This window comes from Vibrio sp. T3Y01 (genome assembly GCF_013114525.1).
Lineage (GTDB): Bacteria > Pseudomonadota > Gammaproteobacteria > Enterobacterales > Vibrionaceae > Vibrio > Vibrio chagasii_B.
Genome location: NZ_VTXJ01000001.1, coordinates 254,383 through 280,947, shown reverse-complemented (window position 1 = coordinate 280,947; position 26,565 = coordinate 254,383). Strand labels below are relative to the sequence as shown.

At 44.4% G+C, this 26,565-nt stretch carries 16 protein-coding genes; 3 read left to right on the top strand and 13 right to left on the bottom strand.

From position 1 onward, the window contains the following. Window positions 1–9: 9 nt before the first annotated feature. The 8 genes from F0232_RS01195 to F0232_RS01160 all read right to left on the bottom strand — a co-directional run bounded on the left by F0232_RS01195 (window position 10) and on the right by F0232_RS01160 (window position 17,532). Window positions 10–918 carry an aldo/keto reductase family oxidoreductase gene (locus F0232_RS01195; RefSeq protein WP_105058392.1) on the bottom strand — a complete coding sequence of 303 codons (909 nt, stop codon included), beginning with the start codon at window positions 916–918 and terminating at the stop codon, window positions 10–12. A 217-nt stretch (window positions 919–1,135) separates the two neighbouring features. Further along, entirely contained in the window at window positions 1,136–1,702 is a 567-nt protein-coding gene (locus F0232_RS01190) for a hypothetical protein (protein WP_061032244.1), read from the bottom strand. Between the two features lie 210 nt (window positions 1,703–1,912). Continuing rightward, window positions 1,913–2,857 carry a PstS family phosphate ABC transporter substrate-binding protein gene (locus F0232_RS01185; protein ID WP_105058393.1) on the bottom strand — a complete coding sequence of 315 codons (945 nt, stop codon included), beginning with the start codon at window positions 2,855–2,857 and terminating at the stop codon, window positions 1,913–1,915. After that, the gene (locus F0232_RS01180) at window positions 2,857–3,495 is read right to left on the bottom strand and encodes an OmpA family protein (protein ID WP_017068397.1); all 639 of its coding nucleotides are present in this window, start codon (window positions 3,493–3,495) and stop codon (window positions 2,857–2,859) included. The genes F0232_RS01185 and F0232_RS01180 overlap by 1 nt, the downstream gene beginning before the upstream one ends. Beyond that, on the bottom strand, window positions 3,495–4,808 hold the full coding sequence (locus tag F0232_RS01175; protein ID WP_105058394.1) for a TolC family outer membrane protein: 1,314 nt from the start codon (window positions 4,806–4,808) through the stop codon (window positions 3,495–3,497). The genes F0232_RS01180 and F0232_RS01175 overlap by 1 nt, the downstream gene beginning before the upstream one ends. Before the next feature lie 32 nt (window positions 4,809–4,840). Beyond that, window positions 4,841–6,166 carry an HlyD family type I secretion periplasmic adaptor subunit gene (locus tag F0232_RS01170; RefSeq protein WP_105058395.1) on the bottom strand — a complete coding sequence of 442 codons (1,326 nt, stop codon included), beginning with the start codon at window positions 6,164–6,166 and terminating at the stop codon, window positions 4,841–4,843. Further along, a complete protein-coding gene (locus F0232_RS01165; protein ID WP_105058396.1) occupies window positions 6,159–8,318 on the bottom strand; it encodes a type I secretion system permease/ATPase in 2,160 nt (719 codons plus the stop codon). The genes F0232_RS01170 and F0232_RS01165 overlap by 8 nt, the downstream gene beginning before the upstream one ends. A gap of 34 nt (window positions 8,319–8,352) precedes the next feature. Next, window positions 8,353–17,532 carry an RTX toxin gene (locus F0232_RS01160; RefSeq protein ID WP_105058397.1) on the bottom strand — a complete coding sequence of 3,060 codons (9,180 nt, stop codon included), beginning with the start codon at window positions 17,530–17,532 and terminating at the stop codon, window positions 8,353–8,355. Between the two features lie 254 nt (window positions 17,533–17,786). Between F0232_RS01160 and F0232_RS01155 the strand changes: the two genes are divergently transcribed. Continuing rightward, complete coding sequence (locus F0232_RS01155) at window positions 17,787–19,634, top strand: M3 family metallopeptidase (RefSeq protein ID WP_105058398.1); 1,848 nt, start codon at window positions 17,787–17,789, stop codon at window positions 19,632–19,634. A gap of 65 nt (window positions 19,635–19,699) precedes the next feature. Here the strand turns inward: F0232_RS01155 and F0232_RS01150 are convergent, their stop codons facing one another. The 3 genes from F0232_RS01150 to F0232_RS01140 all read right to left on the bottom strand — a co-directional run bounded on the left by F0232_RS01150 (window position 19,700) and on the right by F0232_RS01140 (window position 22,325). Beyond that, a complete protein-coding gene (locus F0232_RS01150) occupies window positions 19,700–20,023 on the bottom strand; it encodes a hypothetical protein (RefSeq protein WP_105058399.1) in 324 nt (107 codons plus the stop codon). Window positions 20,024–20,216: 193 nt separating this feature from the next. Further along, window positions 20,217–21,248: a porin gene (locus F0232_RS01145; protein ID WP_105058400.1), complete on the bottom strand. Its 1,032-nt coding sequence runs from the start codon at window positions 21,246–21,248 to the stop codon at window positions 20,217–20,219. A gap of 156 nt (window positions 21,249–21,404) precedes the next feature. Next, the gene (locus tag F0232_RS01140; RefSeq protein WP_258166893.1) at window positions 21,405–22,325 is read right to left on the bottom strand and encodes a DUF3187 family protein; all 921 of its coding nucleotides are present in this window, start codon (window positions 22,323–22,325) and stop codon (window positions 21,405–21,407) included. A gap of 258 nt (window positions 22,326–22,583) precedes the next feature. On the opposite strand from F0232_RS01140, the gene F0232_RS01135 reads away from it, so the two are divergent. Then, window positions 22,584–23,378 carry a response regulator transcription factor gene (locus F0232_RS01135; protein ID WP_061032234.1) on the top strand — a complete coding sequence of 265 codons (795 nt, stop codon included), beginning with the start codon at window positions 22,584–22,586 and terminating at the stop codon, window positions 23,376–23,378. A 31-nt stretch (window positions 23,379–23,409) separates the two neighbouring features. Here the strand turns inward: F0232_RS01135 and F0232_RS01130 are convergent, their stop codons facing one another. Both F0232_RS01130 and F0232_RS01125 read right to left on the bottom strand, forming a co-directional pair. Beyond that, window positions 23,410–24,243, bottom strand: coding sequence for a RecX family transcriptional regulator (locus F0232_RS01130; RefSeq protein ID WP_105058401.1), 834 nt, complete (start codon window positions 24,241–24,243; stop codon window positions 23,410–23,412). Between the two features lie 149 nt (window positions 24,244–24,392). Further along, a complete protein-coding gene (locus tag F0232_RS01125) occupies window positions 24,393–25,997 on the bottom strand; it encodes a mechanosensitive ion channel family protein (RefSeq protein ID WP_061032232.1) in 1,605 nt (534 codons plus the stop codon). A 251-nt stretch (window positions 25,998–26,248) separates the two neighbouring features. On the opposite strand from F0232_RS01125, the gene F0232_RS01120 reads away from it, so the two are divergent. After that, entirely contained in the window at window positions 26,249–26,497 is a 249-nt protein-coding gene (locus tag F0232_RS01120) for a hypothetical protein (protein ID WP_008215629.1), read from the top strand. Window positions 26,498–26,565: the final 68 nt, after the last annotated feature.

Here is a 26,565-nt window from a genome sequence, read left to right as displayed (position 1 = left end):
AATTGCTTTCTATGGCACACCGTGGCCTTTAGAAGCTACCCACACGCGATACCATTGTTCGCGGGTCAGTTCGATTTTCAGTGCATCAACTGCAGTCTTAACGCGCTCAATCTTACCTGAACCAATAATCGCGATCGGATTCGATGGTAAACGACGAACCCAAGCGTAAATCACTTGGTCAATGCTGTCTGCACCCACTTCTTGACGAATCGCTTCTAGCTCATCACGAACGCGAACCGCTTGTGCTGAGTCACCACTAAAGATGCTACCACCACCAAGACAAGACCACGCCATCGGGCGAGTGCGGTTCATCTGCAGTTGATCTAGCGTGCCATCATGGGCAACGTCGAAATTCAATGGGTTGATTTCAACTTGGTTGGTCACTAACGGCTTACCAAGGCGAGATTGAAGAAGTTCGAACTGACGCGGTGAAAAGTTAGAAACACCGAAGTGCTTAACTTTACCTACTTTGTGTAGCTCTGCGAACGCTTCTGCTACTTCATCTGCATCCATCAATACGTCTGGGCGGTGAATCAACAATACGTCGATATCGTTAACACCTAAACGCTCTAGCGAGTTATTTACTGATTGGTAAATATGCTGCGCGCTGGTGTCATAGTGATTGATCTTACGATCAGGAGTGTGGTCACCACATAGGTTAATATCGCACTTGGTGACGATTTGAATATCATCACGAAGGCTTGGTTCAAGCGCCAATGCCTCACCAAATAACTTTTCACATTGGTAGTTACCGTAAATATCCGCGTGATCAACCGTTTTGATACCAAGATCAATATGTTGCTTCAGGAAAGTCAGGCGTTGTTGCGGGGTCATGCCCCACTCTGCTGTACGCCAGTATCCTTGCACCAACTCAGAAAGTTCTGGGCCTTGTGGCGCTATCGTTACTTTTGCAACCATGGGTTGTCTCCTTTATCAATACTGAGCGTATCCTATGCTCGTTTTACCGAGGGCTCAACGTTTAACAAATGGCAAAGGTAAACGCTTGCTAAAACTGTGAGAGCAACAGAAAAACCAACACTCAAATCAATAATAGCTTGCTGTCTGGCTCTCAGGCGTTCTACGAAAAAGGTGGTTTACTCGAATGAAAAATAACACTTTCTATAAATTTGAGTGATTAAAAGCGATTAAGTTCCACGGTCAGACTCGCACCATCGCTAATGACCTCAACCCAAGGTGATTCAACATTAGGGACATTCCACCGGCTTATTTGCTCCGAAGAGTTGTGCGAACCATTCATAAACTCGATCAACCGCTTGTCCACGATGTCAGCACTTACTCCTTCCCTTTCTGCCTGCTCAAGTTGGCTCACAACATCGAACTCATCTTCCCCAATACGAATTGAACTGAGCGCAAAACCATCTTGGCGTAGGTAAGCTTGAAGTTTGGTATAACTTAATTTGGAATATGGCAGGGTGAAACGAACGGCTTCGACACTTAATTCTCTTAAGTCCAACTCTACATACACATCAAGATCGTAGTACTGCGTTAGGTCACTGCACAACTGAGTGCCTTCGACTTCACCACAATCCATTAAATCTATGTCGTTAATATAGTGCTGGGAACTAGGCTGAGAGGGACTCGTGTTAAACACGGTTCGCAGCCACCAGCTTTCACTCGCGTATACAGAGAAAGACAATATATTGAGAGCTAAGAGTATGGTGAGGGCAGAAAGACTTTTCATTAATGTTGCTTATTCAAATCACTAGACGTGACTCATTATACGTGACCAATCAACCAGCAACCTGTTGAGTCGCAAATTTTAGGCGAAAAAAAACGGGCATACATGCCCGCTAGATAAACTCATCACCGAATAACGTAATCCGTCACGTTGAGAACCATTACGAAAGAGAGAATATCACTCTCCCACGATAGTTACAACATATCGTACCAATTATTTATATCCACCTTCAATAACAGGCTCTTCAAGCGACAATCTCACTTTGTTACGTTGAATAGCTTCTGGCGGCAAACTAATGAAACCGTATTGGTTCAACACGCCTTGATGAGCTTCTGAAAGGGTTAGGTCAATAAAGAATTTCTCTTGTTCAGTAAACCCTTTGCGGTGAGCCGGGATGTTCAAATACATATAGTACACAGTCGCTAATGGGTAACGCCCAGAGAGGATGGTCTCTTTGTTAAGGTCGTAATTTACCCCTAAGTTATCGACAACACTTAGCCATTTCACATCAGAGATTTGATCTGAGTATACGGTGTAACCAATCGCCGCCTCTTCGTCTTCAATCTTGTTTATAAGATGCGGCAAGTCCGATAGGAATTGAGTATGTGCATATTCTCCATCGGTTCCGCACTCAACCCAACTCGAAAAGGTGGTATGGCCTTTCAAGTTATGGTCAATGGCGAAAGGCAACATATGAGTGTCGAGGCTTTCGCCGTTGCGAGCATCACTACTTGACGACCATTTAGGGTGCTTAGGATCATTCGAGCATCCAAACACATCGATAAGTTCAGCAACCGTAATGGATGTAGCAGGGTTATCCTCATTGGCCAGAATCGCAATCACATCGGCAGTAAACATAAGCTCTGTCGGTCTATAGCCATAGCGCATGTCAAACCTTGCCATCTCTTTGTCGGTCCACTTTTTCGAAGTAATACCCACACGCGAACGCTGCATGATCATTTGTTCTGCCACGCTGTCACTCAACAAAAGCTCCAAGTCGATCTCTTGACTCTTAAGCAAGTCTTCAACCAAGGCTTCCATATTAGGCTCAATAGCGACTAAGCCGATCTCAGTGACGTCATTCGCTAATATTACTGGTGAGAAAAGGACCGGTATAGTGGCAAGCAGTAAGCCAGATTTATTCGATAGACTCTTCATTACTGGCCTCCTTCCGGGTCAATCATTATCTTAGATTCAACGTCACTGTTACTATCTAGCTGCATCTCTGAGGTGAAAATATTCCAAGATGGATTCACTTCCATACTCTCGGTTTTTAACACAGCAATGGTTCTACGTTTACGCTTGTGAAGATGCTGAGTTAGGCTGGTAATCTGCGTAAATTCTTGCTCAAAGATACGCTTGCTATCGATTCCGCGGTCGATCAGTGCGTCTCGGATAACGCCCGTTCTTTTCTTAGCCAATGCCTTGTTGTAAGTGTTGGTACCCTCTGAGCTGGTATCACCCACCAAGGTTACTGAAGCGTCCGGTTGCTCACCAAGCAAACGAACTAGCTCATTCAACACCGCTGTATGCTCTGGTTTAAGGTCGTGCTTATCGAAATCAAATGCCACGCTGAGCACTTCAACGTCTTCTACGATCTTCCAGTTAGCACAGCCTTTGATATCAACGGTTACGCCTTCAGGTGTGTCTGCACACAGGTCTCGTTGGTTGATGACACCATCACGGTCGTTATCCGCTAAATCATCAATTTGGTGGCGAGTCATGGTGGTGTCTGGCGTTTCTGCACAGCCCATCAACAAAATAGAACTAAGTAGTGCGAGTTTAAAATGTTTCATTACTTGTTCTCCCCTTGCCACTCTTCTGGGTGTTCAACCCTCAATGCGTAGGTCAACATACCCATCGCATTCAATACTCGGTATGCCGCTAATGTCTGATCGTATTCAGTGCTGATGAAATTTCGTCGAGCTAAGAAAACCTCGACCTTGGCATCGAGAACATCCAGTAGGCTTCGTCTGCCGACATTAAATTGCTGGATATAACCTAGCTCGGCTATTTTGGCAGCATCGACGTTCTGTTGAAGCAAAGACTTTTGCTGTTCGAGCATTTTGTAAGCATTCCAAGCGAGTTGAGTCCCCTCTTTCACTTCGCGTTCAGTTCTGACTCGAATCGCTCTAGCCTCTTCTACGCGCCACGCTGATGATTCGACACGTGAATCTGTAGAAAAACCATTAAACAGATCGTAATCCATGGTCAGCATGATTCGCGCATCTTCGTCGACACCACCTGGTGGGTTAGACACGTTGTCATTCTTGTTCGCATGAAGCTCGAGTTTTAGTTCTGGGTAGTAATCCCCTTTCTCGCGGCGCATCTCTTTACGAGCCGCATCAATATCAAGCAAAGAGGCTTTGATTTCCGGGTGATTCTCGACAGCCTGTTCAAGAGCAACTTCAGCAGAACTTGGTAACAGAGCGTAATCAAAACGTGGATACACCAAGTTCACCGCAGGCTTGCCCACTAAACGTAGGTACTGGGTCTGCAAATCAAACAGATTGTTTTGAGCCGCGATCAATGAAGATTGTGCCGTCGCGACACGAGCCGAGATCTGAGCTAAGTCTGAATTACTACTTAAACCTTTGCTCTTTTTATCCTGGATATCTTGATAGATCTCTTGGTGCTCTTTCACGTTACGTTTAGAAAGCTCCAAAAGCGTCTCTGCTTTCAGAATATCAAGGTAGTTTCGCACTACATCCAGTGACACATTTTCAGCACGAGAAATCAGCGTTAAACGCTCCGCTTCCGCTTCATAAGTTAAACGGTCGACATTCGAAGTCGTTTTGAAACCATCGAATAGTAGCTGAGAGACTTTAACGCCAATTTCTGTTCGTGTTAGGCCTCGGTCGTCGGTATCAAGCTTGCTGCCGCTGTTATAGCGAGTCTCTTCATAACCCGCTGCTGCATATAAATTGACTTGTGGCATATACAAGCCACTCGCCGCATCTCCGTCTCGTATTACCGATTGGTATCTGGAGTACTGCGCCAATATCTCTGGACTATAGTCAATGGCAAATGCCACCGATTCTTCTAATGAGGCAGCTTGAGAAAGCCCGCTCATTAGTAAGCAAGAAGAGAGTAAGAATTTTGAATGCATTACACTTCCTTTTATATTTATGCTGACGCACTTCATCGCTCGCGAAGTGAGTTTTCCTTAGCTCGTAAAATAGGTTTTAACCAATAACTCAATACTGTTTTTTCACCGGTTAAGATATCAACCGCCACTTGCATCCCTGGGATAATGCTAAAGGCAGAGTTTTGTTGCTGGTCTTCGTTTAATTGAATATGGGCTCGGTAATATGCGTTGCCGTCTTCAGTTTGCAAGGCATCGGCGCTCACGTAGGTCACCTCGCCTTTTAGCCCGCCATAAATCACAAAATCGTAAGCCGAAAACTTAATGGTGGCGTCTAACCCTTTGTGAACAAAGGCAATATCTTGAGGAGAGATCTTAGCTTCCACAATCAGCTGACTGTTGGATGGGATCAGCTCAATAATCGGCTCACCAGGGCGGACAACACCACCGATAGTGCGAACAAAGATCTCTTTCACCGTGCCATCGACAGGCGCTACGATTTCCGTTCGTTTCAGTTGGTCTGCGATTGCCTGTTGGCTTTCGTTTAGCTGCGCGATTTTGCTGGTTACTTCGTTGAGCTGACCTTGCACCTTAGTTCTAAAATCCAATGCAATGCTGCGGTGATCGGCAATAGATTCCGAATACGCCGCCATCTGTTTCTGAGCTGCCACTCTTGAGCTCGCAATATCACCTTTAAGCTTTACAACGTCACGATTCAGTTTTAATAACTCAACTTCTGCAACCGCACCGCTGGCCACCACATCTTTGAGCATGTTGCGCTCTCGAATCACGATATCTAAGCTGCTCTCAAGAGTCTGAATATTATTCAGGGTATCAACACGAGCCTGAGCTTGTTGCTCGATACGTAGTGCCGCCTCTTCCAGTTCCGACTTTAATTGCCCTAAACGCTCAAGATAGTTCGCTTTGGCGTTCATTAATGCAGGGTGGCTTGATACATCGACAACAATGTCTTGTGGCGCCAATACCACTCGCTCATACCACTCTTTAGCATCGTTGTTTAACACCACGGTCGAGAGTTCGGCTCTTAACCTTAACTGTTGAGCAAGCAAAGTATCCGCTTGTTGAGCCGACTCTAAAAATGCAGCCTTAAAACGCGTGTCTTCTAATTTCGCCAGAGGCTGGCCTTTCACCACAGATTGACCTTGTCGCACCATGATCTCTTGAACCAAGCCCCCCTCTAAACTCTGAATCGTTTGTACCGAAAGGCTAGGCACCACTTTGCCCTCACCAATCACCACTTCTTCGAGAGTTGCCCACGTCGCCCAGCCGATAATCGACACGATCAACAGTGCGCTTAACCAAATCAACTTACGTGAACGAAATGCTAAGTGGTTATTGGTCCATTGAATATCGTTACTCATGACGACCTCCTTTCACCACTGAAACCGTCTTAAAGCGGCTCGCTCCTTTGGGTACGCTTCTCTTCTGCAGAGATAAAATATCTTTGGGCTCACCTTCCGCGACTATCTGTCCTTTATCTAACACAATCACGCGGTCACACATCATCAAGAAGGAAGATTTGTGCGAGCTGATCAGCATAGACGTTTCTCTCGGCATGCTTTGCAGTGCATTGAAGAACTGTATTTCAGCTTGGTTATCTAGCGCGCTGGTTGGTTCATCCATGATCAAAAGTTTTGGACAGCGGTAAAGGGCTCTTGCAATCGCGACAGCTTGACGCTGACCACCTGAGAGCAATCGACCGCCTTCGCCCACTGGCGTTTCTAAGCCATTACTTAAACGTCCCATATAGCCATTCAAACCCGATTGCTGCAGTGCAAGTCTTAACTTCTCTTCGTCAACGTTGGTCGCGCCTAGGGTGACGTTGTCGTATACGCTACCAAAGATAAGGTTGGTATTTTGTCCTACCCAGCCCATACCACTTCGTAAGACACTGGTCGGCCAAAGCTGTCCATCAATTTCTTGATAGAACGCTTGCCCTGTCGTGGGTAGATACTGGCGAGCAACAATCGATAGTAATGTGGTTTTGCCGGCACCAGCCGCACCAATCACACCCACTCGCTCACCCGGTTTAATCTCCAGTGAGATGTCCTTCAATACAGGGCTTTGCGTCTCTGGATAAGAGAAGGTCACTTCATCAAGCCTCACCCCACCATCAAAGTCACCCTTGTCTATCACTTGATGTTTCGACTCTTCCTGAGGCAACTCCATTATCTGGTTCAAGCCTTCAACCGCCGAACGAGTTTGCTGAAACCTCAACATAAGCAGAGAAAGTTGATTAACCGAACTCGCGGCTCTGCCACTCAACATCACGACAGCAATTAAACCACCCATGCTGAGCAGGCCCTCGGAGATCTGATACACGCCGAAGATAATGAGTGTGATGGTGACAATCTGCTGACTCGATTGAATGGAGTGCGTCACGATGTTGGAGTAATGGCGAGACTGAGTCTGCCATTGAGATAGCGACGAGATCGTCTGCTCCCAACGCTTTTGAGTAATGCCTTCCGCGTTGTTCTGCTTGATATCAGGGAGTGTTGTTAAACAATCGAACAGCTGTGCTTGTCTTTGTGTCGATAGACGCGCAGTTTCATCAAACGTTTTTTCTACTTTGCCCTTCATGGCAATGCTGAGCACGATAAGCACCAACATAATAGCGACAGGAATAAACATCATCGCACCACCAAGCCACCCGATCAGTAAAAGGAACAGCAAGGTGAATGGCAGGTCGACTAACGTCACCAAAGAAATGGAAGTAAAGAAATCTTTTACGCTGTCGAAGTCTTGAAGCTGCCGTGCGAATGCACCTACCGATTGCGGTCGGTTTTCGAGCTTCATTCCAAGGACTTTTGAGAATAGTTGGGAAGACAGCTTATTGTCTATATAGCGCCCTGCCATGTCCGTCACAGAGCTTCGTGAGCTTCTCAATACCCAATCAAAAATAACCACGATACCAACGCCGGCGGCCAGTACCCAAAGTGTGTTGAACGCTTGGTTGGGTACTACACGGTCGTATACGTTCATGGTAAACAGCGGAACGACTAGCGCCAATACGTTAATCAAGAACGAAGCGATAAACAGGTCTCGGTACCAAGGTTTCACTTCTTTGACCACACGCCAAAGCCAGCGCGTATTTGATTTACTATCACTGCGTTCGTAAGATTGAACACGAGCATCGTCGAGAGCTTGAGCACCAACTTGCCAAACGTACGATTCGACTTGTGCGACCAACTCTTTTAACGAGATAGTCTGACTAGAATCAGTTTCACAATCTAAAACATCAAAGTCATCACCAGCGCCTTGCGTAACAACTACGGGAGCTCCTGTCGCTGATTTCACAGCAACAACCGGAAACTGACATTGAGTCAGCAACTCTTTTTTTACATGACTCAGAGTCAACCCTGATTTCTCAATCGCTCTTGGGAAAAGGGACTCATTAAGCCTTCCTTGGTCTAAAGGTAGGCCAGACACTATTTTGGACGGGTGGCTACGCACATTAAAATGCTCGCATAACCACTCCACACAACCTAGCCAGCTGTCTTTTTGTTCTACCAATCTAAAACTTCCTTTTATAGACTGTACATCTAACTTACAGCGTTAAATTATTGTCTTCTATCATTTTTTGTAAAATTTGTGCTTCTAATGCACTGCTGCTATCACCCTGATACAAATCGTCATACGTCACATCGGCGAGCAAGATATTTTGTTGGACGTCATCGTCTCCATTGGCCTTGATCGAAATCGTTACGCCTTCCGTTGATTCTTCTAGATCGAGGTACTGTGTCGCACCAATGCCCGTCGCGATACCTAAGCCACCCAGGATTCCTGACAAATCAATCGCATCCGTGTCTGGTGAGGCATCAAAATCTTGAACCACATCGAAGCTCGGCGAATCTGCACTGCCTAAACCTGAAGATTCAAATACAAAGCTATCCGAGCCTGTACCACCAATTAGCAAATCATTGTCATCTGTTGCGGTAATCGTAGAGTCACCTTCAGCCACAAACTCAACCGATACGGTTTGTGGGAGTCCAACCGCTTGGTTATTGCCAATTTCTGCTGATGGCTCAATCGTTAGATCAAATTGATCACCACTGTTATAGCCCCCGGTAATCGCTAGATTAGGCACATCCGCTAATTCCACGACATACTGACCATCAACCATAGAACCATGCGAGAAAGTTAAACCTGCTGGGATGTCATAAATGGTAATAAAACCTTCTTCTGAATCGGCAGGGTTAACCAGAGAAAGGTCTAAACCAAGAGGAATCGTGCCGCTTGCTTCAGCGACAATTGATGGGTATTCAAGGCTTAGCAACGGAGCATCGGGCTCTGGTGTAATCATCAAAGTCATATCTTGTGAACTTGGTTCGCCAGTATCTGTGACCAAATTACCAAGTACCGTATTTTGGTCAACCGTTTGACCTGTGATCGTAATATCGAGGTTGCCCCAAGCGTCTCCAGCAAAGAACTCAAGCTCATCAACGGAACTTGCTTTAACGAGGATCGTAGCTTGTATAATGCCGCCAACATTAGTGAAAGAGCTTGTTTCAGAACCAATGCGAATTCGATCCAAACCAATCAAACCACTCGGATCTGAAGTTCCGTTTACGGTAACCGTAATTGACAAGAATTCATCACTGTTGGTCTCGAAACTATTCGCATCAAGCGGAATAACAATGCCTTCATCTTCACTTCCCGTCATCTGTCCAGGTAGGTCGAAGAATTCCACCTTGTCACCGATAGGATTCACCCCTACGGTAAATTCAGATTCGGTATAACGAATTTCTGTGGTACCGATTTCTTGAGTGATGGCCTCAAGCACAAGGTCCATATCACCACTGAAATCTCTTGGCGGCATAATCACTAAGTTAGCCAACTGGCTTGGATCTAATTGCCACTCATAAGTAGGGTTGCCATTGAACGTGCCGCCATCTGCGCCGTTATTTGGAACCAACTCATATGAGTCCCCCACTTTTATCGCAACGACAGCCCCTTCAGGCACACCTTTTAGTGCCAAAGACATATTTTCAGAGCCATCTTGGTCAATCAGCTCTGCACTGAGTGAGGACAATGAGATATAAGTGTCTTCATCACCAAGAATGTCTTGTGTGACCAAATTAGCCTCATCCGCGACTGGCTCAACAGTGATAGTCACCACTGTGGTTTTATCTTGCGTATCGGTTTCAGTGACACAATCCGCTTCATCGGTAATGTTGGCAGTTACAGTCAGGGTAATCTCGCCACTATAATGTTCAGGAGGTGTGACTAACACATCACTCAATCGGCTAGGGTCTGTAACCGTCCATGTACCGTTACCATTATCAACCAACAAACCTGTATCGGAAGGACTCTCCGATAGAGTTCCTCCGTTTGATATCGTGATGGTCAAAGAGTTAACGGTCTCTTTACCAGTCGCACTATTACCCTCACCAGTGATTAGCTGACCGTCTTCGACACTGTCACCTAACACAAGCTCAAGATTAAGGTCTGTCGCTGTGTCTTCTTGAATTGTCGTGGAGTCAGCTTCCACTGTAATGTCATCAACAACAGGCAGAACTTGAATGCTAATTGTCTGTTCTGTGGTTACGGTCTGACCGTTACATGGCGAGGTCTCAATGGTCTCTATCGTAAAGTCGATACAACCAGCAAAGTCTTCATCCAATCCGGTTAGGGTTAACTTTGACAAGCCATCAGCAGTAATCGAGTAACCCACAATTTCACCTGATGCGTCGTATTCTGCAATCACACCATCACCAGAAATTTCTACGCCTTCTGGCAGTGAATCTGCTGGAATATAGAAAGAAATTTCATTGTCAGGGTCACTCGCCACATCGGTATTTAGCAAGCCCGTTAAGTCGATATCTTCACCTTCGGGAGTCTTAATCTCACCATCAGGTTGAATTGGGCTAGGTGGTCCAACAGGGTCACAAGAGCCTCCACCGCCATCATGCCCAGTGATCTGAATTTGAAATGAGGTATTAATGTACTTCGAGTCTTCGCCATCTATAACACGAGCTCGGACAACGATATCTAAAACCGGCGTATCATTCGGGCTAGAGATTGTCATACCACTCAAGATTTCTTGAGCCAGTTCTTGAATAGAATCACTCGTCAGCCCATTAGCCGAGATAATCCAGTTACCAGAGCCATCTTGAGCTGCACCATTAGGGTGATCGATAATCAAAGAATAGCCATCAGGCACGTCGATCAGGATGTAGTCTAAGTACTCAGAGCCATCGATATCAGCATCAACAAAAGTGACCGCGTCCGATACATTAACTGGAGAGCCATCATCACTGATGTATATTTGCCCGGAACTCTCTAAACGAGTATCTAATTCAACTCTCGCATCTACGGTGACACTGATTGTGCCTGAAATGTCTTTTACATCCGTTGCCCCTGTTGGCGAGGTGTCCGTCACTTCATAGGTAATGGGTATTGTGAATGTGCCACTCAAATCTTCGGTTGCGGTTACCGACAATCTGCCGCTGTTTAAAAGCTCAGAAAGGGTTGGCGTTGTGCTATCTAATAGACTCTCTAAATCTAAACCTGAAGCAGGCACTTCAATCACACTACCATCAAAATAGAGAGTCAGATCAGCAGGAAGGCTATCAATGACATACCCCGTCAAGGACTCACTGCCATCCACATCTTGATTCACAGATGGCTCTAGATTCAAACCTATTTGGCTGTCTTCGATGCCTTGAGTGTTAACGACTTGACCATCTTCTTGATCAACGACAGGTGCTAGCTCGACCTTTAAGGTCATCGGAAACTCGCCCGAGTCACCATCAGGTTCCGTTGAGATAGCAATGACTGTGAGCTCCAATTCACCACTGAAATCAGGTACTGGCTTGAGGTATAAGTCATTCAGTTGAGCGTTAGAAACTTGGAATACTGGTCCTGTGACATCATCAATGTACGCAATCGTCAGCGATACGGGCTGACCCAACGCATCCACCAGCAAAGTGCCTTCAGGGATGTTGGTAAGCAGTACGTTAATCTCTTCTGATACATCGTCGTCTGAAGTTTGGACCACAAAATCCAGTCGGATCAAACCATCTTCGTTAAGCACAGATTGATTACTGATAACTTTAGTATCGCTATCGTATTCCCAGTGCGCGTTGCCCCCATCCACAACGATCGGCTCATCGACCACACCTTTGAGGAAAATATTGATGGTTTCAGTGTCGCTAACCGCCTTAACGTTGACAGGCGCTAGCGAGTCAATAGTCGATTCATAAGAGACGGCCGTTACCTTAATGTATAGGTCTTCTGTAAATGAACTGATGTCTTCTTTTGGTATTAAATAAGCGGTGCCGTTCTCTATCGCTTCTGCAGATACCAGATAAGTGTTAGGACCAATCAGATCAAATAACCCACCTTGAATTGACCAACCGTCTTGTACTTCGATTTGGTAACTTAACGATTCAGAACCGTCAGTATCCGTCAGCGCACCACTGGTTACGTTCTTCAGGAAAATACTCTCATCTTCCAGACCTTGATAATCTTTGACAGATAAAATTGGTGTATCAGCGTCAGGTGAAATGTCTACGGTAACAGTATGAACATTATCAGCCGTTTTATCGTTCGGATCAGCGAAGGAGTTTCCGGATTCAGTGGCAATCGCAGTAATTTCAAATTCAAATCGACCCGCTAAGTTTTCATCAGCTCTGATTTCCATTTTGTCGATTTGATTCTGAGTGTACTCCTTACCCTCTTTAACGGCATTTCCGTTCAAGGTGATATTTAGCCCATCAGGAATACCACTTATCGTATAAGTTAGTGTTTCCGACGAATCTTGGTCAACGAGTTGAGCGGTAATATCAAGCCTGATAGGGTCGACGTCATCTTCCACAGATTGATAAGTGAAAACCGAATCAGACCAATCTGGAGCGTCAGCTACAGGCAAAACAGAAACAGTAATATCAGCGGTAAGCTCTTTTGGTACCGTGTCGGTACTAATGATGGCATTGATTGCCAAAATAACCGTCGACGTTGTATTAGATTCATGAAGCGCAGGGCGATAGGTTAACTGCCCGTTCGGCCCCGTAAACTGACTATCAATCATCGTCAGCTGGCTTCCAGATAAGGTGACCTTGCCGTCAACAACTTGAAGCAATACCCCATTAAGATACAAGCTACCGCCATTTAATGATGCTTCGGAGAACTCGATAGCGGTAACGGTTTCACTTTGGTCAATATCACCGGTTGAGACACTGACGACAATAATCGCATCGTTATCTTCTGTGGTTTCAGAATCTTCATAACGAATAAAACCTTCGTTATCATCGAGGACAAGTGTCGCAGTACTATCGACTTCATCACCATCGGCATCTCGGACCAAGTAATCAATGTCATCAACGATTTTTGGATCATTTGGATCAGTCGTTACATTAGGATTCGTAGTGAGCTGGTAACTACCATCAGGTGAAAGCGTAAACTGGCCGTAAATTGACCCGTTGTCATAATCATTAATCAATTCGATCGTGATTGGCGTACCTGCGCTATCAAACGTATAAGTGACATTACGATAAGTGACGCTAATGATTTCTGCACCGTCGGCGCTTGCAAACTCTTCGGTTAAGAATTGTCCAGTAAGATTATCACCCTCGACCATTTCAATAGAACCATCTCGAGCAGTCGGCACATCATCTTTTACGTTAACAGAATAAATAGCAGGGTCTGAGCTGTCTCCATCCGCATCGTTCACCACTAACTCAAAATTAAGAGCTAAGTTATTCTCACCATTATTACCATATGCGTGATCTAGTGGTGCATAGAGATCAAACTCAGTGGTCCCATCAGTATTAAAGCGAATCCTAAATACGTTATTGCCGTCAGTGTCTTGCCCATAATACCAACCATCAGAATCAACAGCTTGAAGGGATATCGCTTTACCGGCACTGGTGTAGCCAAGTGAATCAAAAGCAGCGGTGTTGACCGTGACAGAAACAACATCATCGGAGCCTTCAATTATACCTAAAGAAGGACTGCTATCTTCGACTCCAACTTGCTGACCATCGCCTAGCAAACCATCTTCATCAACTGAGATGCTTCCAGTCACCGAAATTTCAGGATCTTTACCGTCATAAATTTTAATATCAGACTCTTGCGTGTCTCTCGAACCATCGGAATCAATGGTGACGATAGAAGCTGGAATCGTCAGCTCGGTGTCTTTAGAACCAGAGCCATGATCAATGGACTGATACAGCTCAATAACGACATCAACGCTTGTTGAACCATTGGCTTCAAGGCTGAAGCTATCTGGTAGTTTGATTCTGAAAACAGCATCGCCATTACCAAGAACTGCATCAAAGGTACCATTGCCGTTATCACGCCAAGTCAGCGCTTCACCATTGCTGGTTACCGCTAAACCATCGCTATCAAGAACAGCTTGGCCCGTGGTCACATCCAAACCTAAGAAAACCAGCGGGTCATTACCTGCGGTAACGGCTAAGCTCACGTTTGCTGTTGACCCAACTCCCGATGGAGTACTATCAGCAACAGGAATTTCACTCAATTCAACCATTCCAGAACCAATCGTGGGCTCGCCGCCATCAGTCACTGATACATTCAGGGTTAATTTGGTTTCATCGTTGTCATCATCTCTAGCGGTAACAACAAATGGAATTTGGTCCGTAGGAGAGCTTTGATCCAAGCCTTTGTTTAGAACAAATGTGTAGGTGACATTAGAGTCAACTTGGCTATCGGTTTGAGGGAAGCTAAGCGTAAAAGCAACGTTCTCTGCACTTACAGAACCAACGTAACCGGTGAGTAAGTTTCCGTTAGGCGAGATAGTGTAGACAATCTGTTCGCCTCCGCTAAACAACAAGGGTTGATCTGCTAAATTGAAAAAGAGTGCCCCCTCATAATCACTACCTAAATTGAGGCTGAAAACACCTGTGCTTGATGTGACGCCACTTGAGAGATCAGATTCATCAACGGCAGCATTGCTCACACTATCTAAGCTAGGATTCCCCCCATCTTTGACTACCCATTTAAAATTGCCGTCAGTTAATGCGGTGCCATCCAAATCAGTCCCTTTAACGTTCAGTGATAATGTGAGTGAATCTCGGACAAAGTCGTGGTTAAGCGGTTTATTCAACACTAGGGTAACGTCTGCCAAGACATCATCACCACTCGCGCTTGCTGCTAGCGTCAGCGTAAAAATAGTTTCGCCGCCAACTTGTGCTGTAATCACTTTACCGTCAACTGACAAGGTGTAAGAGAGCGGTATCAGAATATCACTCGTAGTTATATTCAGCGCATCAAGTTGATTCAAAGTACTAATATCAAAAACTAGTGAGTCTGGATCAGGGTTATCAGAACCTCCTAAGACGGAGAACTGACCGACTACCGTTTGAATACCCTCTGCAACATCTGTTTCTATTGTTGTCGTACTACCATCTACAATTTGACCACCTGCACCATCAATAATATTGATAACAGCTGTACCACTACCAAAGTCGTTGCTGATATCCCCAGCGACATAATTAAATGTAATATTTTGGCTGACCGTATGATCAAGGTTTCTATTAGCAACAAAATTCCAATGACCATTCGCAAATACAGTCAAAGTACCTTCGCTAGTAGTAAATGAAACTGGAGAGCCACCGACAATCGTCTTAGTCATGCCATCAACTTCAACACTTTTTATCGTAAGTTGAGTATCTAGGTCTATATCGTTATTAAGAACGTTACCAGATGCTACTTCCCCCTCGACCATTTGATAAGATTCATCAAAAATAAGCGGCTCAGAATCTTTAATGACAATAGGCAAATGGCCGATGACCAGCTCCGTAGTACCATCTGAGTCCGTTTGCAAACCTTCAATAACCAAAGACGTTTGAATAGAATTTAAACCCGCTTCCTGATCAATCGCCTTATAGAATGTGATATTAACGTTATTACCAGAGATAGCAGCATCGAACACTACTTGCCCATCGCTTCGAGTACCCGTTAGGCTTTGTTTGTCACCTGATACAGCAATCGTTATTGACAAACCTTGAGATGTTAACGACTCAGCTATATTTTGGTCATCGCTAAATGAAAAATCTGCAAAATCAATCCGTATATCTGACGACTGGCTTTCACTTCCAAAGATCCCGACAATAGTTTCCGAAAACACCACTGACTCAGGAAGAATAATCGTCGGCATATCATCGATGGCTTGGTTGCCTACTGTATTGAAAACTTTTGCGTCGATCGTCCATTCCGAAGACGAATCTAGGGCAGAAATATCAATATTCTCTACCACCCAGTTACCCGAAGAATCAACAACCCCTTCAAAGACTAGGGTCTGAGTCCCATCGCTTACTTCAATGTAAACTGGGAGCCCTTCTGCAACATTGGTTGTACCCTGCATGGTGGTAAGTTGGCTACTACGAAAGGCCAAAATGCTAAAGCCGTCTAACGTATCAATATCAATAACAGGCGAGACGGTATCAATGACAATGACCCCTGTACTATTTACCGCAGTAGCTGGGTTACCAGCTATGTCAATAGTATCAGCCTCGATGGTAATACTACCGTCAGCAAAACTCGTTAAATCCACACCTTCCACAGACCAAGCGCCATTGACTACCGTTGCCGTCAGCACGATAACGTTGGTGGTGCTGTCTGAAATACGGATGTTTACCGTTTGGCCATCCTCAACATTTTGAACGATACCGAAAAATTTAGCGGATTGAATTTCGAAACTGTTGAGGACACCATCTCCGCCATCATCAACACTTGCAGTAATACTCGCAAGCGTATCTTTGACAATGGTGTCAGTCGCTGTGGTTGGGTTTCCGGCGATATCTATGGTGTTAGCAACAACCGTCAGCTCCCCTTCCGCAAAACTTGAATAGTCTTGAAGGGTGAGAGTCCATGTACCACCCGATACAGTCGTTGTGTATTCTTGGGTGAGGCCTTGGCTATCAGTAATGGAAATGCTTATCGTCTGACCATCTTCAACATTGGCAACGGTGCCGACTAGCGCTCCGTTGGCAATTTCGAACTGGTTGTAAAACTCATCACCAAAACCATCAAAATCGACATCGATTGTGGCTAGGGTGTCTTTGATTGTTGAGTCATTAGCTGCAATGCTATTGCCAAACTCATCAGCAATCACCGCATCGACCTTGAGATCACCCTCAGTTAATGAAGAGAGATCAACGCCGTTTACTACATAAGTTTCATCGCTTGTGATTGCCGTTGTGGTTACCGTATTACCATTAATGTCAGTGATCGTTAGCAGAACGGTACGCCCGTCTCGAACATCAACAGCAGTACCCGTTATCGTAACCGAAGGCACTTCGAACTGATTTTCGTACCCATCACCACCATCTAAAATATCTACGGTTAACGCGGCACTCGGTAAAAGTATGTCGAGGTTGCCTTCATTCGATGTTGCGTCGTCTTCAAAGTATTCTGTTGGTCGAGTATCAAAACCGGCTTCTGCCAGGGTTTCGTCTAGTGTAGATCGGACATAGGCAATAAAAGAGGCACTAGCGCTAGGTTGGTCGTTTGAAGCACTCGGCTGTTCTCGCGAGCTTTCAATGTTGTTTACAAGCTGTGTCACAACCTTTTCCAACTGTTGTTCTACCGCTTCTATTTGTGGTTCTGTCAGAGGTTGAGTCTGGTCCAAGTTTTGAGGTTCAATACTCACCACTTGCACGCCATCGACCTTCGCTTGCGTAGCGGGTAATAGCTGCCAAGTACCGTCAGGAAATACCTGCCAAATTACCCCGCCAACTTCGATATATAAAATAGGATCCATCCTAAACCTCTTCCTTACAAAAATGCTGACCTTGAGAGCATCAATTTACTCAATAAAAGGCTGGAGAAATCAGCGAACTCTCTCTCATAAATACTAGCAAACAACAAATCATTAACAGTTAATTAATTACCATTGATACGCTGTAAAGTAAACCGATATGCTGTGACTTGCATTCAGTTATATCTATCGTCACAAAATACATTCAATGAATGTGTCATAATGTTGAAATTACTGGTTAATTTTCAAGGAATGTCATGACGGCAACGAACTATCTCAACCAACTGAATCACAAGTACCTTGCGACTCATAAAACCAAAGAAGACTTCTTTTGGGATACTTACATGGGCATCAGTGACGACCATGATGGCTCAACCCTCGCTCAAACTCAGTGGACCGAATTTCTAAGCTCTGCTGAACAGATAAAGGCTATCGAAGCCCAGCTAAGTACCATCGACCAAATTCAAGATCCTCAAGAAAAAGAGAGTACCTTAACCGGGCTCAATGGTTGGTTAGCTACGTTCAAATCGCATGCTATCGAATCACAAGATTCACAAGCGCTAAAGGCCGACCTCATCAAGTTTGAAGGGGAATTGTTTGAGAAAAAGCAAAACCACGTGATGACTTACGTAAATGAAGCGGGACAAGAAACAGAAGGCTCGCTTCCGGTTCTAGGTTCAGCCGTGAGGAGTAACAATAATGAGCAAGTTAGACATTCAGCACACCAAGCCTTATTGGGGCTAGAACAATGGCTACTTGTGAACGGCTTTATTGAACTTATCAAGAAACGGAATAAGTTTGCCCAGTCTCTGGGGTTCAAAACATTTTTCGATTATTCCGTCGTAAAAACTGAGCAGATGACCACAGAACAGCTGTTTGCGATTTTGGACGACTTTGAGGCTCGTACCCGTGATAGTCACCAAGAAAGTCTCACCAACTTAGCTGCGCAAAAGGGTCAGAGCGCCCTCGAAGGCCATAACTTCACCTACTCTTTTGCGGGTGACGTAATGAATGACCTCGACCCTTATGTCCCTTTCTCAAAGTCATTGAGACGCTGGATTGAGTCTTTTGGCCGCCTGAATATCGAATACTCTCAAGCCACCTTGAAGTTAGATTTGTTAGATCGAAAAGGTAAATACCCTAATGGTTTCTGTCACGGGCCTATTCCTTCTTTCTATGACCAAGACACTTGGGTGCCAGCTCAAGTCAACTTCACGAGTAATGCTAAGCCCGATCAAGTAGGCAGTGGCTATGATGGGATCAACACACTGTTTCACGAAGGTGGGCATGCAGCCCACTTTGCTAACGTGAAAATGAACGCGCCGTGCTTCTCTCAAGAGTTTGCACCGACCTCAATGGCTTATGCCGAAACGCAATCCATGTTCTGTGACAGCTTGTTGAATGACGCAGACTGGCTCAAACAATACGCGCTTAATGCTGATGGCCAAGCAGTACCTGACGAGTTAATCAAAGCAATCATCGATAACAAGCAACCCTTCAGAGCTTATCAAGAACGCAGCATTTTAGTGGTTCCCTATTTCGAACGAGCACTTTACGAATTGGCAGATGAAGATCTGACGCCTGAAAAGATCACAGAACTCGCTCGTCGTAGCGAAAAAAGCATACTCGGTTTGGATTGCAGCCCACGTCCATTAATGGCGATCCCGCACCTGTTATCAGACGAAGCCTCTTGCGCATACCAAGGTTACCTGTTGGCTCACATGGCGGTGTATCAAACGCGAGCTTACTTCACTGACAAGTTTGGTTACTTAACCGATAACCCTGAGATCGGTCCTTTATTGGCTAAGCACTATTGGTATAAAGGCAATAGCGTAAATCACAATGGAACAATAGAGAGCCTGACTGGAGAGGGCTTCAATGCCAAATACCTTGCTGACGAGTGCAACTTAACACCTGATCAAGCATGGGCAATTGAAGAGAAAAAGATCAAACAACTGGCTTCTCGTGAACGTGCACAAGTCGCAGATTTAAATGCGAAAATATCGATCGTCGATGGCGTAACTGAATTAGCAAACAATGAAGGGTCGAACGAGCAAATGTGTGATGATTTTGAACGTTTTATTGTAGAAAAGTACGGACGTTAATCAGCGTTAGAAACCTCCCACACAGCAAAAAGCAGAAAGGACGATACTAATCGTCCTTTTTCTTTTCAATATTGGCATTCCGCCGTAGCGCACGCCGAGCGTATTTCGGTATCGAATTCAATATCAACCGATTCAACGCTTCTCAAAGACTTTCTGTGAATGCCGTATACCTGTCCCGTCAAAACAATATAAAACTTTTCAGTTTTCAGTAAGTTCCATGCTTCGTCTAAAGATTCTGCGTAGACTTTATTTTGTGAGTCTTGTGGACGAGTACCAGCAGCTCTTCCATGTTTACGTGCCAATTCAAACAATCCATTTCGATTAGGCTTGCACGTAAACAGAGTCTCATTGCCATAAATGACACCCTTGCCAGATATGCTCTTAACCATTTTGTATCTCCAGATAATAATCCACTCGTAACGCTTGAGTGGCATACCACATGTCGAACAGTGGATGCTTAAGCTGCGCAAAGAAGAGAATATGGTGTAAAGACCGGGCAGCAAGTACACCATGACGTTCAGTCTCAATATTCGAGTTTTAAAGTCTTAGGCTCTCAAGCGCGCCTAAGCCTCGACACTACTCTTAGAAGTAGTAGTAAGCAGCTGCGAATACGTGTGTTTCTTCGTCGTATTGCGTATTACCAATTGAGCGTGCACCTTCGATATCTTGTTTAATATCAATACCCATGTCTGCGTTATCAGCAATACGGTACATAGCTGCAACGTTGATGTACGAAGAGTCGACATCTGATAGGTTATCTTCTTCGTTAGTATTGAAAGCGTAACCGGCTGCAATCGTTAGGTCATCAGACAATGTGTAACCGCCAGAGAAGTAGAAGCCTGTATTCTTCATCTCATCGTTTTGATCGATCCAAGAGTTAAGACCTAGCTTCATTGAACCTAACTTCATACTGCCAGTTACTGTGTATACTTCGTAATCTTTCTCATCGTCACGAGCTTCGTAACCAGCGTATACGCTAAATACTTCTTGCTCGATACCGATGTAGCCGTTAACGCCTTTATCTGCGTCGTTATGGTCATCATCAGTCTCAAAGTAAGAGATTGCGTAAGCAATACCGTTAGTTGCGCCTTGGAACTTAACGACGTTGAATGCATCAGAAGCGTCGCCAGCAGAAGCACCAAACTCGTAAGTGTTATCACCAGCTCCGTCAACCTTATCTAGTGCCGTATCGTTTTCCCAACCGAATGAAGCGATACCGTAACCAGTGTCGAAACCTAACCACGCTTTATCAACGTCTGTCGCTGGGCCTGTATCAATGCCATTCACCCAACCAGATGTTGCTGCGTCGTTCGCTGCAACGTTATTGTCAGTTGTGTAGTTCAGCATCATGTCAGTTTCGAAGTAACCAACAAAACGGTTGTTACGGTAGCTTACCGCCAGTGTTAGACCAGTCGCCCAGTCATCGTAAAATGCTTTTGAACCTGTGTCGTAGTAACCACCAACACCGAAAGAACCTGCTACTGAGAATTGATCTTTGTGCATAGAATCAAAAGCAAACATCTCTTCATTCTGGCTATTTTGGCTGCTTGTATTTACAGCGAATGCTGAAGTTGAAATGCTTGCAATCGCAAGTGCTACTAATGTTTTTTTCATGATTACCACTACCTATATATTGATTCGGCCTTGTTAGTCCGGCCTTTTGGAGTGGCGCTATTGTTCAAAAAATCTAGCTATTGATATACCGTAAATTTACTTAAAATTTTATAGTCAGGGTGAATTTAATTAAATAATGATATGTTGATATCGCTTTTATATTGAGAAGCGCACACCAAGCGTAAAACCGATATCGGTACTGTTATCCATATTGCGAATGTTCTCAATCATCAAGGCTTCTAAAGCAAGGCGATACAAACGATAACGATACCCCACAACCACCTCATTCGATGGCTCCGAGAAATCTGGATCATTGGTCGCCCAACCTTGATAGTTAAGCGATTCAAGGACAAAGCTATGGCGCTGATTCCATCGATATTCATACCCAACAGCCCAGCTGGCACTCACGTTTTCAAGTGCTAGCCTCTCATCACTAACTAAGTGACCATCGCTGTTTCGATGCACAAGGCCAATGGTAGAAAAGAAACTGTGCCTTGGAGTGATATAGCTGTAGTTGAGTTGGACACCCTGCTCGAAACTGGTTCTCGCAAACTGCCCACTTCTAACATTGTTGTAAAACAGTGAACCACCAGCCGACAGTGACATCGGCCCTCGAGAATACAGTAGCAACTCATTGTAGAAGGTAATCGCATTGGTTAGGTCATCACCTTCGAAATCTGACACATGGACACCGGCATTATGAAAATCCATAGTGAACTGGTCTTCTGCAACCTCATCACGGCCATTCTGTCCAACACCAAACAGATCATGAAATCCCATAACAAAACTATCTAAGCCGTTATCTTTTGCTGTGACAACACGATAATCGAGTTCAGTTTTCCAAATCGGAGACGCTTGCCATTGAACAGCAATGTTCGACTGATTTTGATAATAATCTAAGGAATAAGCTTGTGTATGTGCCCATATACTGGCCTGCGTATAAGAGGACTTAAACTCTATCGTACCAGTCCTATTTGGTTCAGCAGATCGAAGCTGTGTAGAGAGTACATTCGAATGAATTGGAGATTGTCCATAGACGAACATCGGAGATGCTACAGCACTGTGAAAAGGCAATATCGATAGGGATACAGTCAGAAGTGTTCTTAACGCTGTCACAACTTTCTCAATGGTTTAAAACTCCCGATTCTCTTAAAAAGAGCCTTCAATTAATGCAGCAAATTTACTGCTTTTCGCTAAAATACATAGAATAATGTGTTCTAAAAAAATCGACCTAAGAACACCTTAACGATCTTTTAATGTTCACTTGCTCTCGAGCGTTTTAACGAATATCTTCACCGCGTGAATGAATAACCTAATTTTTGATAAGGATAAAATGTGAGCGTCTCTAGCCAGAGCTTTGAGCAATTGTTGATGAATCAGTCTGAAACTTTGATCAATAGTGATCCAAAAGATTTTACTGCAACTTGGGCCACGGCAAGCTTTGACGTTCTAGACTGGTTTGATATTGACAGATTAACCCTGTACCCAAACTCTATGGTACTGCTCGAAGATGGGAAAACAATCTCGGTATCTAAATCACATATTCCACCTATCGATAAACAAGACTTTTTAGGCTGTAACCATCTCGAGTATTTAAAGCTACTTAAAACCCAAGAGACCTACTTAGAGTTCTCAGAAGATCAGCTCGCTAAAATTCAAAACGATATCTTGAGTCGACTTTATCAACAAGGCGGCAAGTGGCACTGTATTATCCCTTTGCAGTTGTTTAATCAACGTTGGGGCGCACTCTCTTTCACTAACTTCCACGACAATAAAACCACATTGGGTTTAGAAGACATTAAGCGTCTAAAGCTTGTGTGTGAGATGTGGCTTTGTTATTGGCAGCATTCAACATTAGCGCGAACGTTGAATCAAAGTGAGAACTTGTGGGAAGACGATAGTGATAAGCTGTTGTTGTTATCGAAGAAGCAAACCAAGGTGCTATCACTTATCGCTCAAGGGTACACTGCCAAAGAGTGCGCAGATAAATTGCACCTCAGCCCACGTACCATCGAATCGCATAAGTACCGAATGCTTGGGTTAATGAACCTAAATAATCACAATGAATTGGTTCAATTTGCTTTGCGTAACGGCTTAGGAATTACTGAAAATAGAGACGCGACTCGATAGGCTTGTTTATCCTGGTTCCGCTACCCATCAGTTACTCGTTGCCTTCACTTAACGCGAACTTTATCTCATCAGATGAAAAACCTTTACGACTGAGCATCGCATAAGCCTTAGAGCGCTCTTTGTGGTCGTTAAGATCGTAAGACTTTTTCTGCAGCTGTTCTAAACAAGACGAGTAGAAGTCCAGTTGCTCTTCGTTGATTAATCGATCGATTAACGCAGATAGCTCGCTGGTATCGATTTGTCGTTGTTTCAGCTCTTGCTGAATGGCAGTCAAACCCTTCCCTTTTCGCGCGTATTTCAACACTTCTTTCTCCAAATCAGCTTTCTCGGCCTTGATCTGAATATTACTCTTAAGCTCATGAGCTTGTGGATGCTGAACGATCGCGATTTTGACTTGTTGATAGCTGAAGCCACGTTTTTGCAGTGTCGCTACAAGCTTTTCACGGCTCATCGTAAAGCCTGAATAGTAATGATTGATTCGATCGATCAATATCATTTGTTCATCGATGTTTTTATCAGCAGATACCTTATGAATCGCATCGGAAATGACCGAGTCGGTTAACCCTTTCTTCTTCAACTTCTCAATGATGTATCGCGAGCCAAATTCGCCAAAGAAAGCTTGCTCGACAAATTGCTCTGCAAAATCCTGATCAGACTTTAGATACCCGTAACCTTTCAAGTTCCTTAAGGTTTCGTCGATCCAATCTTGATTGTCCGTTTTCACTTTCAGTTTCGCAGTCAACTCACTTTCTGTCATATCCCTCTGGGTTAAGTGCCACATGGCAGAGTTCATGACGCTTTCGATTCGTCGCGCTTTTCTTACTGTTGTTTTTTTTGTGTTAGGGTTTTGCTGTGAATCATCCATTCGATTTCAACTATCCAGACTGAGCCAGCCCCATGATAACGTAATTCTCAGTTGGGTGAAGGGAGATAAAAGAATGAAAATAAGATACACCAACAAAAAATGGACGCCTATTCAGCGTCCATTTAATTACCACGTTAATCAATAAGTGATTAGCTCTCTTCGTGATTGTATACATGCACATCACGTTGAGGGAATGGAATAGTGATGCCCTCTTCGTCGAAGCGTTTCTTCACGGTTTCCGTCACATCCCAATACACATCCCAGTAATCGTCGGTCTTAACCCATGGTCTTACGACGAAATCTACAGAAGATGTGTTTAAGGTATGCAGCTTGATCATGTGCTCTGGTTTTTTCAACACAAGAGGATGCGCAACAATGATTTCGTTTAATACTGCTTTCGCCTTATCAATGTCATCAGAATAACCAATGCCAAATACCATATCGACACGTCGCACACGCTCTGCAGTGATGTTGTTGATCACATCACCCCAAATTTTATTATTTGGAATCACTAGGCGCTGGTTATCGATAGTCTGTACTGTGGTTGATACAAGGCTCATGTCTTTTACCGTGCCTTGAACACCAGCCACTTTCACCATGTCACCCACATCGTACGGGCGGTAGATCAAGATCATCAAACCAGAAGCAAAGTTAGATAGCGTATCTTGCAATGCGAAACCAATGATCACACCGGCAACACCGAAACCGGTTAGTAGTGGTGCTAGCTCTATCCCGATTTGCGACAGCGCGATAAGCAAACCGATAAACACGACTGCTTTCGAGGCAATTGACACAAAGAAGTCCTGCATCAATACACTGAAGTCCATTTTCGAATGCGACACACTCTTACGAACAGTTTTGCGCGCAACGTTCGACAGTAGACGCGTTACATACAAAATACCTAGGAACAGAGCCAGTTTAACAACGAATGATGGCGTGTTCTCGAATGCCCAAGCACTGAATGAACGAAGCCAACCATCTAAAAGCTCCAATGCAACATCAACGTCTAACACATCAGCATTAATGTCTCCCGTTGTCGCCAGCAACACTCGCTTGTATGAGGTCACATCGACGCCAAACGGTTCCATCAGAGAAATTGTCTCTTCTAAGCTGGCCACCATCACGCTCGTGCGTTCACTAAAGCGTTCAAGCTCCTTCTTAATAGTCGCTTTCTCTTCTTCGTTAACAAAAGATAAGCGAGCTTCTAAATCTTGTCGCTGCGTATCTGTGTAGAGAATCGCGTTTGTTAAGTATTTAGAACGAGAAACTAGCGCCTTTTTAAGCGTATCTTCCGATGCTGTAACATCGACACCACGCTCTTTTGACCATGCTAATGTTTTAGCGAGCTGCTGGTAGTAGGTGTCCATCATTCCGATTCGTTTCTGAATGCGTAATTCAAGACGCTTCTTAACATCACCTTCAGCCGAACGGTTTTCTTTACTCATTGAAACGATTTTATCTTCGTTCAATGTCAGTAGCTTTTGTAAAAGTTCAACCTGCTGAGCCAGAACGGCATCTAGCCCTTCTTTCTTGTCTGAAGAGAGTTGTGTAAAAATCTCCTCACGTAGCCCTTGGTTTTTGCGTCTCAAAATATCTTCAAGAAAGGGTTTCTCAGCATCATGCGCCGTTTCTAATGTTGCCAGATCGAGCATAAGTTGATCTTGTACTTGTGTTATCTTATCGACACTTTGCGCGAAACTTCCAAATGCGACAAACGTCAACATTAACAATAGACAACGCCAAACCTTCATCATATTAATTCCTATTACTGTCTAAATTGACCCTATAAATAGTAGTAAAAAGAAGATGGATAACAAGCATTTAAACGTATGTTGTGTTAAAACTTCGCAAAATATCAGCCCGTATCTAATATTTGAGAGTTCCAATCCATCTCCATGACCTGTAGAGTACGCATCCAACAAAGAATAACGACTGAGATCGGCTTTAGGCGCATGCTTTGAAACGCCTTATTAACCGGTATTGGTTACAGCAAGAGAATGAAAAAATGAACAACGAACTTGATGTAATTAAAACACTTGAAGAACTAGAACAATTCCTAATTTCAGTAGAAGCTGGCGGTTTAGGCCTAGAAGGTGTTGAAGGCGTTGGTATGGCGACCAATAACTCTGACGGTCGTCACTTTGTTGCTGTATTCAATAGCAGCCACCAAGTTCTACTTGCTCGTTGGATCACTGACGAAGTCTTTGAAAACGGCAAAGACCTAGTGCGTAACGGCCCACGTCGTAGTCACTAAAACGGCTGGCAGGAAGTTGGAATACTAGGGTTTCTTCAGCCACAGATAAAAATTTAACAAGCCCAATC

Coding starts and splice junctions, on each gene's coding strand:
- F0232_RS01185 (WP_105058393.1), bottom strand. CDS start 2,857: ATGAAGAGTCTATCGAATAAATCTGGCTTACTGCTTGCCACTATACCG.
- F0232_RS01130 (WP_105058401.1), bottom strand. CDS start 24,243: ATGGATGATTCACAGCAAAACCCTAACACAAAAAAAACAACAGTAAGA.
- F0232_RS01190 (WP_061032244.1), bottom strand. CDS start 1,702: ATGAAAAGTCTTTCTGCCCTCACCATACTCTTAGCTCTCAATATATTG.
- F0232_RS01145 (WP_105058400.1), bottom strand. CDS start 21,248: ATGAAAAAAACATTAGTAGCACTTGCGATTGCAAGCATTTCAACTTCA.
- F0232_RS01160 (WP_105058397.1), bottom strand. CDS start 17,532: ATGGATCCTATTTTATATATCGAAGTTGGCGGGGTAATTTGGCAGGTA.
- F0232_RS01175 (WP_105058394.1), bottom strand. CDS start 4,808: ATGCATTCAAAATTCTTACTCTCTTCTTGCTTACTAATGAGCGGGCTT.
- F0232_RS01120 (WP_008215629.1), top strand. CDS start 26,249: ATGAACAACGAACTTGATGTAATTAAAACACTTGAAGAACTAGAACAA.
- F0232_RS01180 (WP_017068397.1), bottom strand. CDS start 3,495: ATGAAACATTTTAAACTCGCACTACTTAGTTCTATTTTGTTGATGGGC.
- F0232_RS01170 (WP_105058395.1), bottom strand. CDS start 6,166: ATGAGTAACGATATTCAATGGACCAATAACCACTTAGCATTTCGTTCA.
- F0232_RS01125 (WP_061032232.1), bottom strand. CDS start 25,997: ATGATGAAGGTTTGGCGTTGTCTATTGTTAATGTTGACGTTTGTCGCA.
- F0232_RS01150 (WP_105058399.1), bottom strand. CDS start 20,023: ATGGTTAAGAGCATATCTGGCAAGGGTGTCATTTATGGCAATGAGACT.
- F0232_RS01155 (WP_105058398.1), top strand. CDS start 17,787: ATGACGGCAACGAACTATCTCAACCAACTGAATCACAAGTACCTTGCG.
- F0232_RS01195 (WP_105058392.1), bottom strand. CDS start 918: ATGGTTGCAAAAGTAACGATAGCGCCACAAGGCCCAGAACTTTCTGAG.